This is a genomic window from Blastomonas sp. SL216 (genome assembly GCA_026625625.1).
Classification (GTDB): Bacteria; Pseudomonadota; Alphaproteobacteria; order Sphingomonadales; family Sphingomonadaceae; genus Blastomonas.
The window spans coordinates 1,132,559-1,154,319 of record CP113055.1; the positions used below are offsets into that span (position 1 = coordinate 1,132,559).

The following is a 21,761-nucleotide window of genomic DNA, read 5'->3' on the forward strand; positions in this document are numbered from 1 at the left end:
CTAGTCCTTCATCGCCGGAAAGCGGGCGAAGCGCACATTTTCCATCACCGCGCGGTCACACGAGCGATGCCCTTCGGAAGGATCGATCACCGTGATGGTGCCTGAACCCACGGGGTGACCTGTCTCGTGCCCGATGTCGAACACGAAGCCGGTATCCTCGTCGACGCCCACGCCGGTCACTGCCTGAGCCTCGATACAGGCGACCGCGCGCACCAGCCGGGGCAGCCGGCCCCGCTCGCTGAAATGCTGGTCGAAGACGATGCCCGGCAGAAAGCCCAGCCCGCGCCCAAGCACCAGCGGAACCTGGCCTGCATCCTCTTCCTTGCCCTCGCAGCCCTGAAGATCGCGGGAGACTGGCGCGGTCAGCGCAACATCGGGACTGCCGCAGGCGATCATGTGCTCGCCCATCACCGCAGCGCCTGCGCTGGTGCCGCCAACCACCGCGCCGTCTTCCAGCCGCTTGCGGATGGTCGCCAGCATCGGGCTATCGCTGCCATCGGGATTGAGCAGAGCCGCGATGATCCGCAGCTGATCACCGCCGAGGAACCAGATGAGCCCGGCATCGGCTAGCTTGGCGATCTCATTGGAATCGCTCGCCCCAGAGGCCCAGCGCGATTCATCCAAATCTGCGGTGTCGGGGTCATCGACCATGGCCACATGGGCGGTGCGAATACGCGAAGGGGCGATACCGTGCGCGACAAAGGCCTGGGTCGCGCGGGGGACGGAGCGTCCGATAATGCCCGATGCTGCAGGGATGATCACCACATTTCCGGTGCCCTTGGGCATCGCATCGATCATCGCGCGATAAACAGTGGCATTGTCATCCAGAAGCGCGCCGCCGACGACCACGACCGTCCCCGGATCCGCCAGCGCAGGAGCCGCCATCAAACCCAGACACAGCGCCCCCCAGAGCCGCATCAGCCGGGCCATGGTTCGGCACGGCCCAGCAACGCGCGCAGATCGGCAAGCGCCTGCGCCTCCTCCGTCACCTTGATCGCGGCCATGCCAAGCGCGGCGGCGGGTTTGCAGTTCACGCCCAGGTCGTCGAGATAGATACAGGCATCAGGGGCAATATCGATGGCCTCGCACATCATCGCATAGATGCGCGGGTCGGGCTTGCGCACACCCGCCTTGCTGCTTTCGATGACATGATCGAAGCGGGCCATGATCGCAGCAATTTCAGTTGCGCGGGCATCATCGAACACCATCGCCGATCCCTTGCCTGCGCGGACGTTGTTGGTGATGCACCCGATGGTCAGACCTTCCGCCTTCAACGCATCGAGCGCCGCAACCATCCGGGGGCGGACATCGCCAGCCAGGCAGGAAATGACATCGCTGCCGCTGATCGCCAAGCCCAGCGCCGCGGCCTCTTCGGCAAAGGCGGTGTCGAACGCCGCAGCATCGATCTCTGCGCGCTCGAACCTGGCCCAGGCATTGTCGTCCTGATTGGTGGCGTTGATCCGGCGGATACAGTCGCGCGGCAGGCCGCGTTCGGCCTCCATCCGGTTGAACGCCTCAAAGGGCGACGAAGTAATGACCCCGCCGAAATCGAAGATGACAGCCTGGAAGCTCATGGAACGATGACCAGCCCCGTCTTCGCATCGGCCTTGCCTGCGACCGTTTCATCATAAGCGGCGAGCGCCGCATCGGCCCCGGTGCGCTTGTCGATCGCAAGCAGCCGCGGTGCCAGATCGGCAAAGCCCAGCCAGGCCGCTTCCAGCTTCTGGCGGAAGCCATCGGGACCCCATTCGCCGATCCGCTTTTCGCTGCGGCCCGGCGCGAAGAACATCTGGCGCGGCGGGCCCGCCAGCTGTCCGGCATCGTCATTTGCATCCCAATGCGATTTGCCCACGACGATCGAAGCCTTGAGCGCATCGCCGAAATGGTTGTGGACGGATGCTGCGACCTGCGGGTTGCCCGCCATATCGACCATGGCGCTCGGCACCGCGCTATCCATGCTGCCCACCGCATCATAGGGCACGACTTCATCGTACAGGCCCAGCTGCTCGACATAGGCGACATTGCCAGCGCTCGTCAGACCGATGACCCTGGGGCGATCGGCGCGCTGCTGAAGCGCATGCGCCAGGCCGATGGCGGTCTTGCTCGATGCGCTTGCGACCAGAATTTGCTGCGCAGCATAATCGCCCTCATCCTCCAGCTGATCGGCGATAAGCCAGCCGGTCAGGAACAGCGGGCGGAAGACGGGCCAGTAGTCATGGTCCTCGGCGCGATAGTCGCCCAGGGCATCGACGCGCTGATACTGGTTGTAGATGATCGGCAGCGTCGACCGGCGCGGCGTCATGTCGGTAAAGCCATGCGCGCTGACCCGGCCCGGGTGCAGCACCGCATGGCTGGCCATCGGGTAATAGCCGTAAAGCTGGGTACCTACCGGCACGCCTTCATGATTGCTGCGGCTCACCGTGGCAAAGCCCCAGACCGGCAGGCGACCGGGCGCTTCGCGCTCGGCAAAGAAATCCCAATAGCCCTGGTCGTTGCCGAACAGGCCGAGCGGCTTGCCGAACACGGCATAGGTCACGTTGTTGGCCGTCATCGCATAGAGGTTGATCGCAACCTCGATCGCGCCTTCAGGCAGCGTGGTTTCGGCCTCGTCGACAATGCGCGCCTCAGTGATCTGATCGCGGTCGATATCGATGGCCCAGCGTGGATTGGTCATTCAGTGCTCCCTCAATTCTTCCATCTCATTCGTCGGCACCCCGGCGAAGTCGGGGGCGCCGCTCGTTTCGCCTTGCACTGCGCAGAAGCGGGGTTCCCGCGTTGGCGGGAAGGAGGTTCAGGCGTTCAGGTAATTCAGCTTCGCCCCGCTGCGCGGCCAGTCCATCTTCACCAGCCTGCCGGTTCCCGACAGCGTGATATAGGCCGTTTTCAGGTCCGGCCCGCCAAAGCAGATATTGGTGGTGAAGGGATCATCGGTGGCCACGAATTCGACCAGTTCGCCTTCGGGCGATACCACCGAAATGCCGCTCTGGCCGATAGTGGCCACGCAGACATTGCCCTCACCATCCACGCCCAGTGAATCGAAAAAGGTGTAGCCCGGCGGGCTGTACAGGAACGTACCGCTCGGCCCGAGCAGGCCCTGGCTGAACGCGATCTCGCCGGGTCCGGCAATGTCATAGGCCCAAAGCTTGCAGGTATAGGTTTCGGCGACATAGAGCCGCTTGCCGTCGGGCGAAAGGCCGATGCCGTTGGGATTTTCCATCGGGAAGATCACTTCCTTGAGCAGCGATCCATCGGCCCGGGCATAGAAGACCCCGGTCACATCGCGCTGGCGTGGCCGGGTCTTGCCGTGATCAGTGAACCAGAAGCCGCCGGCATTATCGAACACGATGTCATTGGGGCCGCGCAGGGTGCACCCGAAATCGCCATCCTTGTACAGCGTCTCGACCGCGCCGGTTGCCAGATCGACCCGCTCGATCCGCCCGCCAGAATAATTGTCCGGCTGGCCGTGCGGGACGAGCAATCCGGCACGCTCGATATAATGGAAGCCGCCATTGTTGCAGACATAAAGCTTGCCATCGGGACCGATTGCGGCGCCATTGGGCCCGCCACCCAGTTCCGCCACGACCTGCTGCGTCCCATCGGGCAGGACGCGCGTCACGCAGCCGCGCTCGATCTCGACCAGCACCACGCTGCCATCGGGCATCGCCACCGGACCTTCGGGAAAGCGAAGACCGTCGGTTACCAGTTCCATCCAGAATCCCTCCCGCTTACATTCTTGTCAGCGCGCATCATTGCGGCAGTCGCGCCGCCTGTCCACCGCCAAAACCGCCGTGGGTTCGTCAGGCAAAACACGCCTTGAGCCAAAGCCGATTCGGTCCTAGACGCTCGCCTTTAATGACATCGCCAGACACGCCTTCCGCCCGCCGCCCTGCCAGCGATTATCCGCCCGGCAGCATGGCCTTTCCGCACCGGCACCTGCTGGGAATCGCAGGGCTTCAGCCCTGGGAGATCGAGTTCCTGCTCGACGAGGCCGAACAATGGGTCGATCTCAACCGCCAGGCGAGCAAGCATGACGACCGCCTGGCCGGGCTGACGCTGATCAACGCGTTTTTCGAAAACTCGACGCGCACGCTGCTGTCGTTCGAGATCGCGGGCAAGCGCCTCGGCGCGGATGTGGTCAACATGCACGCGGCGCAATCGAGCGTGAAAAAGGGCGAGACGCTGATCGACACGGCAGTGACGCTCAATTCGATGCGCGCGGACGCCATCGTCATCCGGCATGGCAGTTCCGGCGCGGTGCAGCTGATCGCCGACAAGGTCGGCTGCCCGGTGCTGAACGCAGGCGATGGCACGCACGAGCACCCGACCCAGGCGCTGCTCGACGCGCTGACCATCCGTCGCCGCAAGGGGCGTATCGCGGGTCTTCGTGTCGCGATCTGCGGCGACATCCTGCACAGCCGCGTGGCGCGATCGAACATGATCTGCCTGTCCACCCTGGGCGCTGACGTGCGCGTCGCGGGGGCGCCGGCGCTGATGCCGCCTGCGGTTGAGTCCATGGGCGGCACCCCCTGCCGCAGCTTTGCCGAAGCGCTCGACGGCGCCGATGTGGTGATGATGCTGCGCCTGCAGAACGAACGGATGCAGGGCCAGTTCATCCCCTCCCCCCGCGAATTCCGCCACCTTTACGGCCTTACCGATGCCAAGCTGGCGCTCGCCAGGCCCGACGCACTGGTTATGCACCCCGGCCCGATGAACCGGGGGATCGAGATCGACAGCCATATCGCCGACAATGTCCAGCGCTCTGCAATCACCGATCAGGTCGAAATGGGCGTTGCCATGCGGATGGCATGCCTCGACGTGCTGACGCGCAGACGGCGCGGCGTGGAGGGCTGGGCATGAGCAAGACACCGCACACCCCGCTGAGCATCATCAACGGCCGCCTGGTCCTGCCAGGCGAGGCCGAGCCCGTCCCCGGCGGCATCCGCGTGCTGGGCGACCGCATTGCCGAGATCGGCGCGATCACACCCGGCACGGACGACCGTATCCACGACGCCAGGGGCGCTCTGATCGCCCCGGGGCTGGTGGACCTGGGCGTGTTCGCGATCGATCGCCCCGCCTTCCATTTTGGCGGCATCACCCGAGCTGCGCTGATGCCCGATCAGAACCCGCCGCTCGATCATCCGGCGCGGGTGCGCTTTGCTGCCTATTCGGGAAAGCCCGATTTCTGGGTCCACCCGCTCGCCGCAGCGACACGCGATCTGGCCAGCACCGAAATGGCTGAGATCGCGCTAATGCAGGAGGCTGGCGCGCGGGCTGTCGCCACTGGACGGCGCTGGATCACCGATACCGGTGTGATGCACCGGCTGATGCAATATTGCGCGATGCTCGATCTGCCACTGATCGTGCACAGCCAGGACCACGGCCTGTCGGGCAATGCGGTCGCGACTTCAGGCGAGATGGCAACCCGGCTGGGCCTGCCGCAAGCCCCTGCCGAGGCTGAGAGCATCGCCATCGCGCGCGATCTGGCGCTGGTGCGGATGACGGGCGCGCGCGTCCATTTCCGCCAGGTGACGACACGCGCCGGGCTGGCGCTGATCCGGGCGGCCAAGGCCGAAGGGCTGAGCGTCACCGCCGGGATCACGCCTGCCCACCTGTTCCTGTCGGACGTCGCCCTGGGCGGCTTTCGCACCTTTGCACGGCTTTCGCCGCCGCTGCGATCCGAAGACGACCGTCAGGCTGCGCTGCAGGCGGTGAAGGACGGCACGATCGATATCATCGCTTCGGGCCACGATCCGCGCGGTCCCGAAGACAAGCGCCTGCCCTTTGCCGATGCCGCGCCCGGCATGGCGGGAGCGGAAACGCTGCTGCCGTTGTCGCTGGGGCTGGTGCGCGATGGCCTGATCTCGACCGAACGGCTGTTCGACCTGATCGCGGCCAACCCCGCCCGGCTGCTCGGCGTGCAGGCAGGGGCGCTGCGGACGGGACATGAGGCGGACATCGTACTGGTCGATCCCGACCGGCCCTGGCAGGTGGATTCGGCGAAGATGGCGGCAAGCGCGGGCAATACCCCGTTCGACAAGCTGCCGGTCCAGGGTCGCTGCGTCGCGCTGTTCAAGGGCGGAAGGCTGGTCGACCAGATCAGCGGCTGATGCCGCGCCGGCCTAATGCAGCTTGAGCTTGGGCCGCACGATCTGGTTCACATGGCCGATGACGATCAGCGATATGCCGCGCCACCAGCCGTGGATCGCGATCAGGTGCATGCGATAGAGCGACTGGTATGCCCAGCGCGCCAACCGGCCCTCCACCGCCATGCGCCCGCCGACCAGATTGCCCATCAGGCTGCCCACGGTCGAAAACCGGCTCAGCGACACCAGCGAGCCATGGTCCTTGTAGACAAAGTCCTTGAGCGGCTTGCCCGCCTGCATCCGGCACAGATTGTCGAAGATATGGGTCGCCATCTGGTGCGCCGATTGCGCGCGCGGCGGAATGGGTCGATCCTCCCCCGGCAGCAGGCATGAGGCGCAGTCGCCCAGCGCGAAGATATGGTCGTCGGCCGTCGTCTGCAGCGTCGGCCTGACCACGAACTGGCTCAGCCGGTTGAGTTCCAGATCGCTCATCTCGGTGACGCCGTCCGCACCCTTCACGCCTGCCGCCCAGACGATCAGGTCGGCGGGGATCACCTCGCCCAGCTTGGTTTCGACCGAATGTTCGGCGACGCTGACAACCTGCGTGTTTTCGCGAACGCTGACTCCCAGCTGCTCCAGCTCGTGCTTTGCCACGCCAGCAAGTTCAGCATCGATCTGCGGCAGGATGCGCGGGCCTGCCTCGACCAAAGTGACCTCGAGCTTGGATTCGTCGAACACCTCCAGCCCATAATTTCTCAGCGCCTTGGCCGCGTTGTACAACTCGGCTGAGAGCTCCACCCCGGTCGCGCCGCCACCGATGATGCAGATGCGCACGCGGGCCTCGGGGTTACCGGTATTGTGCTCGTGATTGGCGCGCAGACACGCATTGAGCAGCCGCTGGCGGAAGCTGTCCGCCTGGGCCCGATGTTCGAGGAACTGAGCATTCTCGCGCACCCCGGGGGTGCCAAAATCATTGGATACGCCGCCAAACGCCAGCACCAGATAATCGTAGCGGATCTGGTGCCGCCCAATCACTTCGCGGCCCTGATCGTCGATCAATGGCGCAGTGGTGATATGCCGTGTCGTGCGGTCGATGCTTTCGAGCGCGCCGTTGAAGAAGCGATACCCCCATCGCACCGCATGGCCGCCATAGCCGACCTCATCGAGATTGGCGTCGAGCGACCCTGCCGCCACCTCGTGCAGCAGCGGCTTCCAGATATGGGTGAGGTTACGATCGACCAGAATGATGTCGTGCTTTTCGCGGCCGTACTTGCTGCCGAGACGTCGTACCAGCTCGAGCCCGCCAGCGCCTCCGCCCACCACGACTATCTGCGTCTTCTGGTCGCTCACGCCGTTCCCCCGAAAAAGTGTCAAGCAAAGTTAACACATATTGCCCCGGCACCAAGCGTTTTGGCGCGATGGTGCCGATTTATGCGTCAGGCGCGGGCAAAAGGCCGATTGAGCTGCACGATCTTGGCGTTGAGCATCGCGGCAAAGCTGACCCAGGCGAGATAGGGCACGATCAGCCAGCTCGCGAGCTCCGAATAGGGCCGCAGCCACACGCACATCGCGAACACCGAAGCCCAGAGGAACACCACCTCGATCAGCGCCAGATCAGGCCGCTTGAACTTGAAGAACAGCGGCGACCAGAGCAGATGGAAGACGAAATTTGCGACGTAGAGCGCAATGACGATCATCCGGTCGCCTTCGGTTTGCGTGCCGTTCCACGCCAGCACCGCGGCCCAGGCGGCCAGACCCAGAATGATCGTCCAGGCCGGGCCGAACAGCCAATCGGGTGGCTGCCAGCTCGGCTTATTGAGTTGCTTGTACCAGGCGCCGATTTCCGTCAGCAGCCCTCCAGCCCCGCCCAACAGAACGGCCCAGGCGATTGCGGCGATGACGGGGGTGCTGAACATGGGTCAGCACATGGGGTCCATTGGATAGAATAACAATGCCGCGCAGCCGCGATGGCCATATCTGTACTTGCCGCGTTGATGCCAGGCTGCTGATATGGTTGCCATTGTTACGAAGACAAAAGGGGTTTCCAGATGCCTATCCATCACCTGTTGCTGGCCAGCAGCCTCGCCGCCATGACCGTGCCAATGCCGCAGGCCGCGCACGCGCAGGAGGTGGTCAAACCGTCGCTGACGATCAAGGCGGCCAAGGCGCAGTTCCGCCCCGTCAGCTTTGCCGCTACCCTTCCCGCCGCCTCAGGAACTTTGGTGCTGCCACTTGGCAGCGAAGCGGATCTCGCCAGCCGCGCGAGCGTGCTCCCTGATGCCGAGCGCGCAGCGATCTCACGAGCCCTTGCCGCAGCGGAATTCGATTACAAGACCGGCGCGCTCAGCCTGCGCGGCATCGGCGGCTGGGACCGCATCCACGTGATCGGCACGGGCAAGGACTTGAGCGCCGCGGCAGTACAGAAGCTGGGCACCATCGCCGGGCGCGCGCTGATGAAGGACAAGGGGCCGCTTGCGGTTCTGGCCACCGGCCTGCCGGCAGAAGCCGTTGCGGAACTGGCCACCGGCATGGGCATCGGCGAATATCGATCGGACCTTTACCAGGCCAAGGCGCGCGAGGCGTCTGCCATGGCCGGGACGACAATCGTCTCCGAAAACGGCCAGGCTGCGCGCGCACTGTATGAAGGCCGGGGCAAGGCGTTGATCGAGGCCATGGCCTTTGCGCGCGATCTCTCCAACGAGCCCGCCAATGTCATCTATCCCGAAAGCTTTGTCGAGCGCACGCGCGCAGCGTTTGCCGGCGTGGCGGGCGTCAGCATCGAGGCGCTCGATGTTCCTGCAATGGAAAAGCTCGGCATGGGCTCAATCCTCGGTTCGGGCCGGGGCTCGGCGCGCCCGCCGCGCATGCTGATCGTGCGCTATACCGGGCGCGGCGCACCATCTGCCGGGCCGGTGGTGCTCGCAGGCAAGGGCATCACCTTCGATAGCGGCGGCATTTCACTCAAGGCGGGGGCGGGCATGGGCGACATGAAGTTTGACATGTCGGGCGCGGCCAGCGTGGTGGGCGCGGTGCTTGCGCTCGCCAGGTCGCAAGCGCCGGTCGACGTCGTCGCCATTGCCGCGCTGTCGGAGAACATGCCCGATGGCAATGCCGCGCGCCCGGCAGACGTGCTGCAGGCAATGAACGGCAAGACCATCGAGATCAACTCGACCGATGCCGAGGGTCGGCTGGTGCTGGCCGATGCAGTTGCCTATGCCGATGCCAGGCTCAACCCCGCAGCGATCGTCGACATGGCCACGCTGACCGGATCGATCATGACCGCGCTGGGCGATGATTATGCCGGGCTGTTCAGCCGTCACGATCCGCTGGCCGATCAGCTGGTCAAGGCAGGCGATGTCAGCGGCGATGCGCTCTGGCGGATGCCGCTGCACCCGAGCTATGCCGAGGACACCAAGTCGACCATTGCCGATATCAAGAATTCCGGCGCCAGCGGTGCAGGCGCCGGAGCGGGCGCGCATTTCATCGGCGCGTTCGTGAAGCCCGAAACACCCTGGGCGCATATCGACATTGCCGGCATGGCCTGGGGCGGCGCGAACGATCTCAAGCCGGCTGGCTCGACCGGCTACGGCGTGCGCCTGCTCGAACAGTTCGTCCGCAATTTCCAGCCGGTGCCCAAGGTGGCGGGCGAATAACCGATCGGAATCTGCGCGTCACCCCCGTGAAAGCCGGGGTGACGCTTCATTGCGCAGCCCTGGACAATCCAGCGTCACACCCGCTCGATCAGCATCGCAATCCCCTGCCCGACGCCGATGCACATGGTCGCGATGGCATAGCGCGCGCCGGTGCGCTGCAGTTCCTCGGTGGCAGTCAGCGCCAGACGCGCGCCCGACATGCCAAGCGGATGGCCCAGCGCGATCGCGCCGCCATTGGGGTTCACATGCGGGGCATCATCCGCAAGGCCGAGCTGGCGCAGCACCGCCAGCCCCTGCGCGGCAAAGGCCTCGTTGAGCTCGATCACATCGACCTCGCCCAGCGTCACGCGCGCCCGCGCCAACAGCTTCTGGACCGCAGGTGCCGGGCCGATCCCCATGATGCGCGGAGGCACGCCAGCCACAGCGGTGCCGATGATCCGCGCACGCGGGGTCAGCCCGTGCCGCGCAGCGGCAGCTTCGGACGCGACGATGAGCGCCGCCGCTCCATCATTCACGCCGCTGGCATTGCCTGCGGTGACCGTGCCGCCGGGGCGGACAATCGGCTTGAGCGCGCTCAGCGCCTCGATCGAGGTCATGCGCGGATGCTCGTCGGTATCGATCACCAGCGGCTCGCCCTTGCGCTGCGGGATGCTGACCGGCACGATCTCCGCTGCCAGCCGTCCCGAGGCTTGCGCGGCTGCCGCCCTCTGCTGGCTGCGCAGCGCGAAGGCATCCTGGTCGGCGCGCGCGATGCCGAAATCCTCGGCAACATTCTCGGCCGTCTCGGGCATCGAATCGACGCCGTGCACCGCCTTCATCAGCGGATTGACGAAACGCCAGCCGATGGTGGTGTCATAGACCGCATTGTCGCGCGCAAAGGCGCTGCCCGCCTTGGGCATCACGAACGGCGCGCGGGTCATGCTCTCGACTCCGCCAGCGATCATCAGATCGGCATCGCCTGCGCGAATGGCGCGCGCGGCGCTTCCTACCGCATCCAGCCCTGATCCGCAAAGCCGGTTGATGGTCGCGCCGCCCACCGTCTCGGGCAGGCCGGCGAGCAGCGACGCCATGCGTGCGACATTGCGGTTGTCCTCACCGGCCTGATTGGCGCAGCCCATCAACACATCATCGATCGCGGATGCATCCAGCCCGGGATTACGGCTGGCCAGCGCGCGCAGCACGACAGCGGCCAGATCATCGGGCCGCACAGTGGCCAGCCCGCCGCCATAGCGCCCGATCGGCGTGCGCACTGCGTCGCAGATAAAGGCTTCGGTCATGGGAAATCCTCTCAACTCTTGACGCCGGTGGCCTGGGTTCAGCCCCGGAAATTGTCCTTGGCGGCGCGACGCTCGGCGAGTTCTTCGGCAGAGCGTGCACGCATGAACGGGTTGGTCGCGCGTTCGAGCGCAATCGTCGTCGGCACAGTCGGCTCACCACGCGCGCGCATGGCCAGCACCTGCTCCATCCGCTTAGCCAACGCCTGATTGTCCGGCTCTGCGACAAGCGCATAGCGGCCATTCGATTCGGTATATTCGTGCGCACAATAGACTGCAGTGTCACCCGGAAGCGCCGCCAGCCGCGTCATATTGTCGAACATCTGCTCCGCCGTCCCCTCGAACAGCCGACCGCAGCCCATGGCAAACAGCGTATCGCCGACAAAGATCGCCTGCTCATCGGGCAGATGATAGGCGATATGGCCGGCGGTATGCGCAGGCACATCGATCACCTGTGCCCTCAGGGACCCCAGATGCACGACATCGCCGCCCTTTACCGTGGTATCAAAGGTGGCGATCCGTTCACGTTCAGCCTCGGGGCTGGTGATCGCGCAGCCGGTGGCGGCCTTGATGCCGGCATTGCCGCCAACATGGTCGGGATGCCAGTGCGTGTTCCAGATCTGCGTGATCGTCCATCCGCGCGCGCTGGCTTCGGCCAGCACCGGCTCTGCTTCGGCAGGGTCGATGACCACTGTCTCGCCGCTGACCGGCTCATGCACCAGCCAGATGTAATTGTCGGACAGGGCGGGGATGCGGGCAATCTCTATCATGCGCGCGTTGTGCCCAATCGCACCTTGATTGCCAAGCACCCTGTGGGGCGCAAGGCCCCAATCCTGTATGGAAAGAAAGGGGGTGGTGGACAGGGATGGACTGGAGCAATTCAGGTTAGCCAAAGGCTTAGGCTGGCTAACCCCCGTTTGCGCCCTACGCAAAACCTTGGCTGTACAGGGGGCAAAGGCTAACCATGCGCACGCCCCCGAGCCTCGCCAGCCTGTCGCCAGACAGTGCCAGACAGTTCCTACGCCCTGCGGGCTTCAAATGGCGTCCATCCCTCCCGATTGGAGCTGATCGAACGCCCCCGCCAGGGCGGGGTGCGGGGTGGCGAGCCTCAAAACTGTCTGACTGTCTGAAATCACCAGACAGTTCGAACCGCAGAAATCTGCGGCTTGGGGACGGTTGCCAGACAGTCAGAACGTTTCTGCGCTTTCCGGTCATGCGTGCGCCTAGGTGCATATGCGTAGTTCCGCAAAAACTGTCTGACTGTCTGAAAACTGTCTGATTGGGGATATTGAGAGGGAAGCTAAATGGTTGATTTTTCGTCGCCGACCCTTCCACGGAAGGCTGGCAGAATGCCTCAAAATCCAAAATGGAAGGATGAAAAGCGCAAGTTTTTCAATGCCTTCCTGCGTCTTTGGAAGGATGGAAGGCGTTTGCGTACCCCTATATATATTCGCGTACCAAACGACACATGCGAGAGAGTATCAGATTTCCCTTCCATCCTTCCGTTTCTTCCAAAGGAAGAGAGGATTATGGAAGGTATATATCTGTATCTTCTAGGTTTTTCGCATTTTTTGCAAAACCTCCAAAACCTTCCGATCCCTGAAAACCGCCCTTTCCGCGCATTTTTGCGCGGAAGGATGATCTTTGTTCGAGCTGTAGGAGACTGAAATGGGCAAGGTTGTTGCCGTAGTTGCTACCATTGCGCTGGCCGTCGCTGTCGCCGCGTTCGCCCCCGCGCTGGGCACTGCCTTCCTGACAGCAGTAGGAACACAAGCCGCCACCACTTTGGCCACCGCTGCAGCTACTGGATTGGCCGCTAGTGTCATGTCGCTAGCCGGTGGCTTGCTGATACAACAGATCGGCAGCAACCCGGCACGCCTGCCCGATGGCAGGCATTGCCCGAGCTGGACCCCCACGCAGGCCCGTTCAGCTATCCGCGTGCAAGAGAACTGGCGCTGGAAAGACATTCCGCAGCCTGCCCCCGCGCCGCTGCCTATCGGCCCGGTGCAGATCAACCCATTCCGTACCCCGTTACTGGCACTGGTGATTTGGGGCGCGACGTGGCTTTACGGCACGCGGTTTTGGCTGGTGCTCAACGCTGGCGACTGCATGGAACCGATGCTGCCCAAGGGCCATTGGGTGCTGATCGACAACGCCAGGGCAGCCCAGCCCGGCGATGCTATCAGCTTCATGACCGATGACCTGTTCATCAACTGGACTGAAGACCTGTCACTTGCCGAACGGTTGCGGTCTTGCGGCATGATCAAGCAATATCTTGGACTGGCTGACGACGGGCAGGTGATGGTCTTTCGATCGATGAATGACCCTGTGACCGGCCATACTGGCATAGCGCGCCTGCAATATCTGCACGTGGTGCGCTCGACGCACGCCACGTGGTTCGCCGCCATCGGCGCGCTGATCAAGGCCGCGTGCCGTGGCTAAGTGGCCGTACAACACCACGGCATGGCGCAAGCTGCGCGCATTGCACCTTGCCCTGCACCCGTTCTGCGAAAATTGTTTGTCGATCGATAGGCATGTGGTGGCCAATACCGTCGACCACCGTACGCCTATCAGCCAGGGCGGCGCACCCTTCCCCGGCCATGATGGCTTGGCCAGCTACTGCGCATCCTGCCACTCGGCCAAGACAGCGCGCGGCCCCGAGGCTGGCAGCGCCAAGACGTGGAAGCCGCGCAAGGGCTGCAACGCCGATGGCACGCCCCTTGATCGCCGCCACCCTTGGCACGAAAAATCGCTCAGAGCTAAGCGGCCAAAACCGCCGTCGAAAGTCGGAATATAGTTAGTTGGGTTTGGAAAATGGCAGAAAACCGGGGTTTTTATGGGTAAGCGGGGACCGGGAGCGGGTAGGCAGAACGCGGTTGCGAAGCTGGCGCAGACGCCAGGGCGCGACCTTTTCAACCTCAACCCCACCGCGCCAGCGGTGCACCCTTGGGAGCTGCCAGGCCTGACCCGTGGCGAGCGCGTGGTGGCGTTTATCGAGAGCCTGCCGGTCACCAAGGGCTTTGGCGCGGGCGAGACAATCTGCCTGGAGCCGTTCCAGCGCGACTGGCTGCTGTCGATCTATGCGGACGGCCCCGACCAGCTGCGCCAGGTGCGCACCGCACTGCTGAGCGTGGCACGCGGCAATGGCAAGACAGTGCTATGCGCAGGGCTGGCGCTGGCGCACCTGATCGGCCCCGAGAGCGAACCGCGCGGCGAATGCTACAGCGCCGCCGCCACCAAGGAACAATCCGCCCTGATCTTTGCGGAAATGGACGCGATCATCATGGCCACCCCCTGGATGGCCCAGCGCCTGAACGTGAAGGCGTTCCACAAGGAAATCACCGACCACCAGACTGGATCGATCTACCGCGCACTCGCCAGCGACGGCAAGAGCGTGCACGGGCTGGCGTCGTCGTTCGTCGTCTGCGACGAGCTGGCGCAGTGGAAGCGCCGCGAGCTATTCGACGTGCTGCGCACGTCGATGGGCAAGCGCGAGCAACCCCTGTTGCTGGTGATCGGCACGCAGAGCCCGCACGCTGAAAACGTCATGTCCGAGCTAGTCGATTACGCGGCCCGGATCGAATCGGGGGAGATCGAGGACAAGAGCTTTCACGGCGCGGTCTATGCCGTGCCCGAGGACATGGACGCATTCGACCCGGCCAACTGGAAGCTCGCCAACCCCGCGCTAGGCGTGTTCCGCAGCGAACGCGAGCTGGCGGAGGAGGCCGAACGCGCCAAGCGGATGCCGACATTCGAACCGGCCTTCCGCAACCTGTATCTTAACCAGCGTGTCGATGCCGAGCCGAAGGCGATCAACCCGGCGGAATGGGCGCTATGCGGGGATCCGGTCGAGCGCCGGGCGTTGGCCAAACGCAAGTGCTTTGCGGGGCTGGACCTGTCGAGCACACGCGACCTTTCCGCGCTGGCGCTGTACTTCCCCGATGACGGCGGCGCGGTGCTGCTGCACGCATGGTGCCCGAAGGACAACATGGCCGAGCGGGAAGAGAATGACCGCGTGCCCTATCGCCTGTGGGCGCAGCAAGGGCTTATCGAGCCGACGCCGGGCAAGGCGATCGACAAGCAATTTATCGCCGCCAGGCTGGCGCAGATCGCCCAGGAGTTCGATTTGCAGGGCGTGGCCTATGACCGATGGGGGATCAATGACCTTCGCGTGATCCTGAACCATGAAGGGGTGCAGCTGCCCCTGATCGAAATGGGCCAGGGCTATCGCGATATGGGACCGGCGGTGGACGCGTTCGAAACCGCCTTGCTATCCGGCAAGATGCGCCATGGCATGAACCCGCTGCTGCGCTGGAGCGCGGGCAATCTGGTGTTCGAGATGGACCCGGCGGGGGCGCGCAAGCCCAGCAAGAACCGTTCGATCGACCGCATCGACCCGATGGTGGCGCTGATCATGGCAATCGGGCTGGCGGCGCGCGACACCGGCCCGCCGGTCTACATGGGCACGGGTATCAGCTGGCTTTAGATGGGATCGCCAAGGCGCGACGGAAGTTCTTTGATGCCCCGCGAGGCCACCGTGCGGCCCCAAGCGTGTTCCAGCAATTGCCGAATTGCTTCAGGCCGGGAGAATCGCCCCCCGTCATCCTCAATCCATTGGTCTAGCCGTTCGAGCTGATCGGGCTGCAAGCGGACACTGATAGGCACGCCCTTGCCGGTGGCAGGCCTGCCTTTTCTTTTTGTGGTGGCACGAATTGACATAAGGATTTTATGCTGCCATAAAATGCGAGCCGACGCAAGGATTAGGCCCCTTGCGTCAGCTCTAACCGCTAACCGTCACTAGGAGACGATTATGGCTTCCCGAGCTTTAGGGCAGGATTCTGCCCGCAGCAATGTCATTCCCCTTCGCCCCGCAGCGCCATCGCTGCCCCGCGTTCCGCGCTTCGACCCTTCCAATCCGCAGCACGTGCAGTTCTGGGAGGCGGCTTGGGACGTGGCGTTCAACATGGGCGATATCTACCGCCCCCGCATCGAGCGCCAGGTCGAGCGCGGCATTGCCTTGCTGGACGCGATCGATGGCGACCCCGACCTAGAGGACGGCGACGAGGACAGTTGCCCCGCCTATGATGACCATGGCGGCGCGCCGCTGATCGGTCGCTTTGCGACGTTCGGCCCCGGCGACCCCGAGGACGCCGAGGACGACGCAGCGTGAGACTTGTCACGCATTGCAAATCGTGATAGCTATCACGTCATGAGCATGACCTTGACCCTGACCACGTTCACCCCGGCAGAGGCAGAAGCCATTACCGGCGTTTCCACCGCGTCCCAGCGTGATTGGCGACGCCGAGGCTTTCTAGCGTCCGGTGATGGTCATGCGCGGTTCGACGCCTTCGACCTTGCACGAATGCTGGTGATCCGGCTGCTGTCTGATCGGGGAATCGGCCCCACACAGACCGCGCAAGCCCCTTCACTTGCTTTCGGAGACATTGCCTCGATTTGCGCAGTCGGTGCCTTGAGCAACGCATTTTCTTGGGTCGATGCTTGGGAAGGCGATTTGGACGAAATACCGACATCCATGACAATTCCCGAGGATGCCGAGGCAGAGTCATTCGTTCTGGAAATTATCAGCAGCAACCGAAGCGAAAACATCGCGACCGTTTTTCACAAGCAGTCAGTGCCCCAATGGCGCGCCAAGAAACGATACCTAATCAAGCAACTTTGGCGGGAGCGTTCAATTCCGCTGGTTACGCCAGGCAGCATGTTTATTTGGTGGGCGAACGGAGAACACAAGTTTGCCAATTCTCTTGAAAGTGAGATGGCGCAGATGTTCAGTTCTGACCCGCGCACTTGCGGACCTATCGTAGTGCTTGACTACAATTCGCTGGCTTCAATGCTGATTGAACGCAGCGGGCGCGCCTTGTGTCACGTCGAGATCGCGAGCGATCGATGAATCCGCCCACCCCTGAGGCCGCGCCGCGCGGCCAAGAACAGACAGCCCGAGGCACGGGCGGCGCACCCGCTCCTTTGGGTGGACCGATGTGCTTCGCATCGGGCAACGCGGCAATCCTTTCGCCCGAAAATGAGGCTGCGCCGCGCGGCCAACAGCGGGAAGCCCGAGGCCAGGGCGGAGCGGCTGACATTCCGTTTTCCAAGGGCTTCGCATCGGGCAACGCGGCACTTCGACGCATGGGGCCTACCAGCCACCTGTCTTTCGAAGAGCAGGAGGCCGAGTCGAGGCGCTTTGAAGGGGTGCCGCTGATGCGGATCGCAAGGCCAGTGGACGAGGCGCGCCTGCAAGAGCTAGCCCTGCTGCAAGCGGCTGCGCTGGACGCCCAGCGCATCGCTCGCCACGAGGGGAACGACGCCACCTATATCGAGGCGGGGCGGGACTATGGCGGCTATGAGGCCGAAATCCAGTTGTTGCTGCCCGATGACCCGGACCAGCGCCGATATCTGCGCCAAGTTACCACCCGCCAGATGAATGCGGAACGCGAGCGCCTGCGCCTTGTGGACAGGATGATGCGCGCCGCCGCACGAGCAACAACCGAACAACCAACGCCGCGAGGCAGTGGGCAATCTCAAGCCGGGGCATGATGCCCCGGCGAGTTAGAAGGATGGTACGTCATGACCAAATTGAGTGAGCTTCTGGAACGCCGCAGTGCCGCAGTGGCAGCGATGAAGGCCGCCGAGGAAACCGGCGGCGAAGCGTTCGACAAGGCCAAGGCCGACTATGACGCGGTGCAACCGCTGATCGAAAGGGCACAGGTGATCGACCAGGCCGAAAGACAGGAACGCGGACGCCAGGTGCATGGCGACCCGAAGCTGACGGGCGAGCTGCGCAGCAAGTTCAGCATCGCGCGTCTGATCGCCGGGCACATCAACCCCGGCAGCGTCGATGACGGCTTCGAGCGCGAAATGCAGGGCGAGCTGGCACGCCGCGCGGGCAAGGCAGCGCAAGGCCTGTATATCCCGATGGAATGCTTCGAAAAGCGCGTCCTGACCAGCACGGGCGACGGCTCGGCAATCGTGCCCACCGACCACCGCCCCGAGCTGTATATCGACGCCCTGACCGCCGCGACGATCGTGCGGACGCTTGGCGCAACGGTGCTGACCGGACTGACCGGCAATGTCGAAATCCCGCGCGAGGCCGATTCGCCCAATGTCGGATGGGTGGCGCAGAATGCGGCTATCAGCGCCAGCGACCCGGACTTCGACCAGGTAACGCTTTCGCCCAAACACGCGGGCGCGATTACCGAGTACAGCCGCAACATGGTGATGCAGTCATCGCCGCAGATCGAGGCGCTGGTACGCCGGATGATGGCGCGCGATTTGGGCATTGCGATCGACCGCGCCGCGATCAAGGGCGGGGGCACGAATGAGCCGGTCGGCATTCTGTCGACCAGCGGAATCCAGACCCAGGCCTATGCCGCCAGCCTGCACAACACCTCGGCGGAAATGATCGCCAAGGCGCATATCGCCAATGTCGATCCTGCCAGCGCGTTCCTTTCAACGCATGGCGTCGAGAAGATCGCCATGAAGGCGCTGGACCTGAACAACCAGCCGGTGCCGCTGGCCAGCATCTTCCACAACAAGCCCACCAATTTCAGCAACCAGGTGCCCAGCAACCTTGGCACGGGCACGGATGAATTCGGCCTGATCTATGGCGACTGGTCGGAGCTGCTGATTGGTATCTGGTCCGAAATCGACGTGCTGGTGAACCCGTACGAATCGACGGCCTATAGCAAGGGCAATATCAGCATTCGCGCCATGGCGACGGTGGACTGCGCACTGCGCCACCCCACCGCGTTCGTATCGGCAACCGGGGTGGATGCGGACAGCATCGCCCTTCCGGCAGCTGCCTGATGACGGCGGCGCACCTTGAACGCCGCACCTTTAGCGAGTTCCGGGCGGACCCGTCCGCCCGGAAACTTGAAGGCTATGCGGCCACGTTCGGCAGCGAGGCGAACCTTGGTTCGATCATCGAGACGATCGAGCCGGGCGCGTTCCGCGCGTCATTGTCGGGCGATATCGTCGCCCTGATGGACCATGACCAGGCGCTGGTTTTGGGGCGGACGCGATCGGGCACGCTGCGCCTTTCCGAAGACTCGCGAGGGCTGGCCTTCAGTCTGGATCTTCCCGACACCCAAGCCGGGCGTGACGTGCTGGCGCTTGCAGCGCGCGGTGACCTTGGCGGCATGTCGTTCGGCTTTCAGGTGCCCAAGGGCGGTGACCATTGGAGCGGCAACCGCCGCGCCTTGCGCAGCGTCAACCTGTTCGAGATATCCGTGGTGTCGGCATGGCCTGCCTATCCTGACACCAGCCTTGCCCTGCGCAGCCGTATGCCGCTCGACGAACGCGAGCGCCGCCGCCGGGCGATCATCATCGCGGAGGCGCAGCTATGAGCCTGCTGGACCGCATTCTTGCCCCCTTGGGCTATGAGCGCCGCAGCATCGATCCGAGCTGGTCGGCGGTCGGCGCCAATGTCGGCTTTCCCGTGGCGCTGTCCGCACGCGCCGCAGAGAACCTTAGCGCGGTGCTGGCCTGTTCCAGCGCCATTGCATCGGCCCTGTCGTCCATCCCCGCGCTGATCTACCGCCGCCAGGGCGGGCAGCGCATCGAGGCTGAAAACCACCCGCTGACGCAGCTGACGCGATCGGGCTGGAATGAAGGGATGACATGGCCCGAGGGCATGGAGCATCTGGTGGCGTCAACGCTGCTGACCGGCAACGGGCTGGCGGAAATCATGCGCGGCCCGAACGGGGCGCTGACCGGCCTGCGCTTCATTCCGTGGCAGTGGGTGACGGTGAGCGAGCTGCGCAGCGGACGGCTTGCCTATGACGTATCGGACGGCAAAGGCCGGTCATGGCGGTTGCTACAGGGCGAAGTGATCCATTTGCGCGATCGAACCGACGATGGGCTTATCGGTCGATCGCGCCTTAGCCGTGCGTCGCGGACGGTGGAATCGGTGAGCGCCGCGGCTGAATTCGCCAGCCAGTTCCTGCAGAACGGTGCCCAGCCCAGCGGAGTGATCAAGTCGCCTACGCCGCTGTCGCCTGATCAATTCGCCATGCTGCGCGAGCAATTCAATAGCCGATATTCGGGCGCGAAGAACGCGGGCAAAACGTTGGTGCTGGACGCCGGGCTTGAATGGGCAGCGGCGCAAATCTCCCCCGAGGATGCCGAGCTGCTGGAAACCCGCAAATTTGGCGTCGAGGAAATCTGCCGACTGTTTCAGGTGCCCCCGCCGCTGGTGCAGGATTACAGCCACAACACGTTCACCAATAGCGAAACCGCCGGGCGATGGTTTGCCATGTTCTGCCTGACCCCGTGGGCGCGCAAGATCGAAGCCGAATTCGCCCGCAGCGTGTTCCCGACCGGCGGGCCCTTCGAAATGGAAATGGACCTGTCGGGCTTCCTGCGCGGGGATCCAGCCACCCGGTGGAATGCCCACGCGATCGCGCTGGCAAATGGCGTGCTCGACCCCGACGAGGTGCGCCAGGTCGAGGGGTGGAATCCCCGAGCGGTGCCGAACGTATGACCAGCCCGCGCCGCGCCACCTTCAAGCAGATCGACATTACCAGAGCGATCCGTGGCGCGCGCGCGGGTGGCGCAGAGCACGTGCGCATTGAGCTGTCCCCTGATGGCCGCATGATCCTTGAAACCGTGCCCAGCACGGCCCTGCCCAAGGGCTTCGAGAACGAATGGGATGAAGTGCTGCAATGAGCCGCACCCTGCCCCGATATGTGACCGAATTTGCAGATCGGCACGGCAAGTATCGCCTGCGCTTTCGACGGAAGGGGCAGGCGACACATTATTTTCGCGCCAGCTTTGGCAGCGATGAATTCTGGCAGGAATATGCCGCCTGCCTCAAAGGTGAGCTTGCGCCCAAGGTGCAGCCCAGCCTGCCCCGCTTCCCCGTCGGTTCGATCGATGACCTGTGCGAGCGGTTCTATCGATCGCCAGGCTGGCAGGGCATGACGAAGGAAAGTTCGCGCCGCACATACCGCAGCATCATCGAGCGATTCCGCAAGGCGCATGGCAGCAAGCGCGTGGCGACCGTGAAGGTGGAACACCTGGACGCGATCCTAGGCAAGATGCGCAGTACGCCGGCGGCCGCGAACAATCTGCGCAAGGTGCTAAAGCGCCTGTTCGCCTATGCCGTGAAACTTGGCTGGCGGCGCGACAACCCCGCCGAGCTGACGGACGCATTCAAGATCGAGGGCAGCGGCTTCCACGCTTGGACCGAAGCCGAGATCGAGCAATTTCAGGCGCACCACCCCATAGGCAGCAAGGCCCGGCTGGCCATGGAGCTGATGCTGTGGACCGGGCAGCGCCGCAGCGACATTATCCAGTTAGGACGCCAGCACGTCGAGGCAGGCCGAATCCGCATCCGCCAGACCAAGACCGGCGCTGTCGTGCTGGTGCCTATATCCCCCCAGCTGCAACGCGTGCTCGACCGCGTGCCAGCGGGGCAGCTTTGCTTTCTCGAAACCGAATTCGGCAGACCCTTCACCAGCGCCGGTTTTGGCAACTGGTTTCGCGATCGATGCGACGAAGCGGGCTTGCCGCAGTGCAGCGCGCACGGCCTGCGCAAAGCGATGAGTCGCCGCCTAGCCGAGAGCGGCGCGACGCATATGCAGGGTAAAGCCGTGACCGGCCATAAGACCGATCGCGAGTATTCCCGCTATGCCGCGTCAGCCGATCAAGTTGCTATGGCGGACGAGGCGGTGGCTAACGTATCCGCAAAATTCGTGGCTAACCCCGACAAATCAACGGAAAACCGTTGATTATGG

The 21,761-nt window shown here is 63.9% G+C and carries 22 protein-coding genes; 14 read left to right on the forward strand and 8 right to left on the reverse strand.

From position 1 onward, the window contains the following. The 4 genes from OU999_05430 to OU999_05445 form a co-directional block, all read right to left on the reverse strand. The gene (locus tag OU999_05430; GenBank protein ID WAC24631.1) at window positions 1-918 is read right to left on the reverse strand and encodes a cyanophycinase; all 918 of its coding nucleotides are present in this window, start codon (window positions 916-918) and stop codon (window positions 1-3) included. Beyond that, entirely contained in the window at window positions 918-1,574 is a 657-nt protein-coding gene (locus OU999_05435) for an HAD-IA family hydrolase (protein WAC24632.1), read from the reverse strand. Before OU999_05435 ends, OU999_05430 begins: the two co-directional genes overlap by 1 nt. Further along, window positions 1,571-2,674, reverse strand: a complete 1,104-nt coding sequence (locus OU999_05440; GenBank protein ID WAC24633.1) for a DUF2855 family protein — start codon at window positions 2,672-2,674, stop codon at window positions 1,571-1,573. The genes OU999_05435 and OU999_05440 overlap by 4 nt, the downstream gene beginning before the upstream one ends. Before the next feature lie 117 nt (window positions 2,675-2,791). Continuing rightward, window positions 2,792-3,709: an SMP-30/gluconolactonase/LRE family protein gene (locus OU999_05445; GenBank protein ID WAC24634.1), complete on the reverse strand. Its 918-nt coding sequence runs from the start codon at window positions 3,707-3,709 to the stop codon at window positions 2,792-2,794. A gap of 203 nt (window positions 3,710-3,912) precedes the next feature. Here OU999_05445 and OU999_05450 point away from each other — a divergent pair, with 203 nt between their 5' ends. Both OU999_05450 and OU999_05455 read left to right on the forward strand, forming a co-directional pair. Then, a complete protein-coding gene (locus OU999_05450) occupies window positions 3,913-4,857 on the forward strand; it encodes an aspartate carbamoyltransferase catalytic subunit (GenBank protein WAC25357.1) in 945 nt (314 codons plus the stop codon). After that, window positions 4,854-6,107: an amidohydrolase family protein gene (locus tag OU999_05455; GenBank protein WAC24635.1), complete on the forward strand. Its 1,254-nt coding sequence runs from the start codon at window positions 4,854-4,856 to the stop codon at window positions 6,105-6,107. Before OU999_05450 ends, OU999_05455 begins: the two co-directional genes overlap by 4 nt. Window positions 6,108-6,119: 12 nt before the next feature. Here the strand turns inward: OU999_05455 and OU999_05460 are convergent, their stop codons facing one another. Both OU999_05460 and OU999_05465 read right to left on the reverse strand, forming a co-directional pair. Beyond that, window positions 6,120-7,433 carry an NAD(P)/FAD-dependent oxidoreductase gene (locus OU999_05460; protein WAC24636.1) on the reverse strand — a complete coding sequence of 438 codons (1,314 nt, stop codon included), beginning with the start codon at window positions 7,431-7,433 and terminating at the stop codon, window positions 6,120-6,122. 86 nt (window positions 7,434-7,519) lie between these two features. Beyond that, window positions 7,520-7,999 carry a tryptophan-rich sensory protein gene (locus tag OU999_05465; protein WAC24637.1) on the reverse strand — a complete coding sequence of 160 codons (480 nt, stop codon included), beginning with the start codon at window positions 7,997-7,999 and terminating at the stop codon, window positions 7,520-7,522. Window positions 8,000-8,131: 132 nt separating this feature from the next. Here OU999_05465 and OU999_05470 point away from each other — a divergent pair, with 132 nt between their 5' ends. Further along, window positions 8,132-9,736, forward strand: a complete 1,605-nt coding sequence (locus OU999_05470; GenBank protein ID WAC24638.1) for a leucyl aminopeptidase — start codon at window positions 8,132-8,134, stop codon at window positions 9,734-9,736. Between the two features lie 74 nt (window positions 9,737-9,810). Here the strand turns inward: OU999_05470 and pcaF are convergent, their stop codons facing one another. After that, window positions 9,811-11,013 (reverse strand): 3-oxoadipyl-CoA thiolase, encoded by a 1,203-nt coding sequence (gene pcaF, locus OU999_05475; protein WAC24639.1) that lies wholly within the window; start codon window positions 11,011-11,013, stop codon window positions 9,811-9,813. A 38-nt stretch (window positions 11,014-11,051) separates the two neighbouring features. Further along, a complete protein-coding gene (gene gloB, locus OU999_05480) occupies window positions 11,052-11,780 on the reverse strand; it encodes a hydroxyacylglutathione hydrolase (GenBank protein ID WAC24640.1) in 729 nt (242 codons plus the stop codon). 534 nt (window positions 11,781-12,314) lie between these two features. On the opposite strand from gloB, the gene OU999_05485 reads away from it, so the two are divergent. The 11 genes from OU999_05485 to OU999_05535 all read left to right on the forward strand — a co-directional run bounded on the left by OU999_05485 (window position 12,315) and on the right by OU999_05535 (window position 21,755). Beyond that, a complete protein-coding gene (locus OU999_05485) occupies window positions 12,315-12,677 on the forward strand; it encodes a hypothetical protein (GenBank protein ID WAC24641.1) in 363 nt (120 codons plus the stop codon). Between the two features lies 1 nt (window position 12,678). Next, complete coding sequence (locus tag OU999_05490; GenBank protein WAC24642.1) at window positions 12,679-13,452, forward strand: hypothetical protein; 774 nt, start codon at window positions 12,679-12,681, stop codon at window positions 13,450-13,452. 394 nt (window positions 13,453-13,846) lie between these two features. After that, the gene (locus tag OU999_05495) at window positions 13,847-15,496 is read left to right on the forward strand and encodes a terminase large subunit (protein WAC24643.1); all 1,650 of its coding nucleotides are present in this window, start codon (window positions 13,847-13,849) and stop codon (window positions 15,494-15,496) included. Between the two features lie 324 nt (window positions 15,497-15,820). Next, on the forward strand, window positions 15,821-16,180 hold the full coding sequence (locus OU999_05500; protein WAC24644.1) for a hypothetical protein: 360 nt from the start codon (window positions 15,821-15,823) through the stop codon (window positions 16,178-16,180). Window positions 16,181-16,231: 51 nt separating this feature from the next. Further along, on the forward strand, window positions 16,232-16,918 hold the full coding sequence (locus tag OU999_05505) for a hypothetical protein (protein ID WAC24645.1): 687 nt from the start codon (window positions 16,232-16,234) through the stop codon (window positions 16,916-16,918). A gap of 86 nt (window positions 16,919-17,004) precedes the next feature. Next, the gene (locus OU999_05510) at window positions 17,005-17,562 is read left to right on the forward strand and encodes a hypothetical protein (protein ID WAC24646.1); all 558 of its coding nucleotides are present in this window, start codon (window positions 17,005-17,007) and stop codon (window positions 17,560-17,562) included. A 30-nt stretch (window positions 17,563-17,592) separates the two neighbouring features. Beyond that, window positions 17,593-18,831: a phage major capsid protein gene (locus tag OU999_05515; GenBank protein ID WAC24647.1), complete on the forward strand. Its 1,239-nt coding sequence runs from the start codon at window positions 17,593-17,595 to the stop codon at window positions 18,829-18,831. Then, on the forward strand, window positions 18,831-19,370 hold the full coding sequence (locus OU999_05520) for an HK97 family phage prohead protease (protein WAC24648.1): 540 nt from the start codon (window positions 18,831-18,833) through the stop codon (window positions 19,368-19,370). The genes OU999_05515 and OU999_05520 overlap by 1 nt, the downstream gene beginning before the upstream one ends. Beyond that, entirely contained in the window at window positions 19,367-20,506 is a 1,140-nt protein-coding gene (locus OU999_05525) for a phage portal protein (protein WAC24649.1), read from the forward strand. Before OU999_05520 ends, OU999_05525 begins: the two co-directional genes overlap by 4 nt. Then, window positions 20,503-20,691: a hypothetical protein gene (locus OU999_05530; GenBank protein WAC24650.1), complete on the forward strand. Its 189-nt coding sequence runs from the start codon at window positions 20,503-20,505 to the stop codon at window positions 20,689-20,691. Before OU999_05525 ends, OU999_05530 begins: the two co-directional genes overlap by 4 nt. After that, complete coding sequence (locus tag OU999_05535) at window positions 20,688-21,755, forward strand: tyrosine-type recombinase/integrase (protein WAC24651.1); 1,068 nt, start codon at window positions 20,688-20,690, stop codon at window positions 21,753-21,755. Before OU999_05530 ends, OU999_05535 begins: the two co-directional genes overlap by 4 nt. The last annotated feature ends 6 nt before the right edge of the window (window positions 21,756-21,761 follow it).

Bases quoted from the DNA above. Each gene is read 5' to 3' on its own strand.
- OU999_05430 (WAC24631.1), bottom strand. From the start codon at position 918: ATGCGGCTCTGGGGGGCGCTGTGTCTGGGTTTGATGGCGGCTCCTGCG.
- OU999_05435 (WAC24632.1), bottom strand. From the start codon at position 1,574: ATGAGCTTCCAGGCTGTCATCTTCGATTTCGGCGGGGTCATTACTTCG.
- OU999_05440 (WAC24633.1), bottom strand. From the start codon at position 2,674: ATGACCAATCCACGCTGGGCCATCGATATCGACCGCGATCAGATCACT.
- OU999_05445 (WAC24634.1), bottom strand. From the start codon at position 3,709: ATGGAACTGGTAACCGACGGTCTTCGCTTTCCCGAAGGTCCGGTGGCG.
- OU999_05450 (WAC25357.1), top strand. From the start codon at position 3,913: ATGGCCTTTCCGCACCGGCACCTGCTGGGAATCGCAGGGCTTCAGCCC.
- OU999_05455 (WAC24635.1), top strand. From the start codon at position 4,854: ATGAGCAAGACACCGCACACCCCGCTGAGCATCATCAACGGCCGCCTG.
- OU999_05465 (WAC24637.1), bottom strand. From the start codon at position 7,999: ATGTTCAGCACCCCCGTCATCGCCGCAATCGCCTGGGCCGTTCTGTTG.
- OU999_05470 (WAC24638.1), top strand. From the start codon at position 8,132: ATGCCTATCCATCACCTGTTGCTGGCCAGCAGCCTCGCCGCCATGACC.
- pcaF (WAC24639.1), bottom strand. From the start codon at position 11,013: ATGACCGAAGCCTTTATCTGCGACGCAGTGCGCACGCCGATCGGGCGC.
- gloB (WAC24640.1), bottom strand. From the start codon at position 11,780: ATGATAGAGATTGCCCGCATCCCCGCCCTGTCCGACAATTACATCTGG.
- OU999_05485 (WAC24641.1), top strand. From the start codon at position 12,315: ATGGTTGATTTTTCGTCGCCGACCCTTCCACGGAAGGCTGGCAGAATG.
- OU999_05490 (WAC24642.1), top strand. From the start codon at position 12,679: ATGGGCAAGGTTGTTGCCGTAGTTGCTACCATTGCGCTGGCCGTCGCT.
- OU999_05495 (WAC24643.1), top strand. From the start codon at position 13,847: ATGGGTAAGCGGGGACCGGGAGCGGGTAGGCAGAACGCGGTTGCGAAG.
- OU999_05500 (WAC24644.1), top strand. From the start codon at position 15,821: ATGGCTTCCCGAGCTTTAGGGCAGGATTCTGCCCGCAGCAATGTCATT.
- OU999_05510 (WAC24646.1), top strand. From the start codon at position 17,005: ATGTGCTTCGCATCGGGCAACGCGGCAATCCTTTCGCCCGAAAATGAG.
- OU999_05515 (WAC24647.1), top strand. From the start codon at position 17,593: ATGACCAAATTGAGTGAGCTTCTGGAACGCCGCAGTGCCGCAGTGGCA.
- OU999_05520 (WAC24648.1), top strand. From the start codon at position 18,831: ATGACGGCGGCGCACCTTGAACGCCGCACCTTTAGCGAGTTCCGGGCG.
- OU999_05525 (WAC24649.1), top strand. From the start codon at position 19,367: ATGAGCCTGCTGGACCGCATTCTTGCCCCCTTGGGCTATGAGCGCCGC.
- OU999_05530 (WAC24650.1), top strand. From the start codon at position 20,503: ATGACCAGCCCGCGCCGCGCCACCTTCAAGCAGATCGACATTACCAGA.
- OU999_05535 (WAC24651.1), top strand. From the start codon at position 20,688: ATGAGCCGCACCCTGCCCCGATATGTGACCGAATTTGCAGATCGGCAC.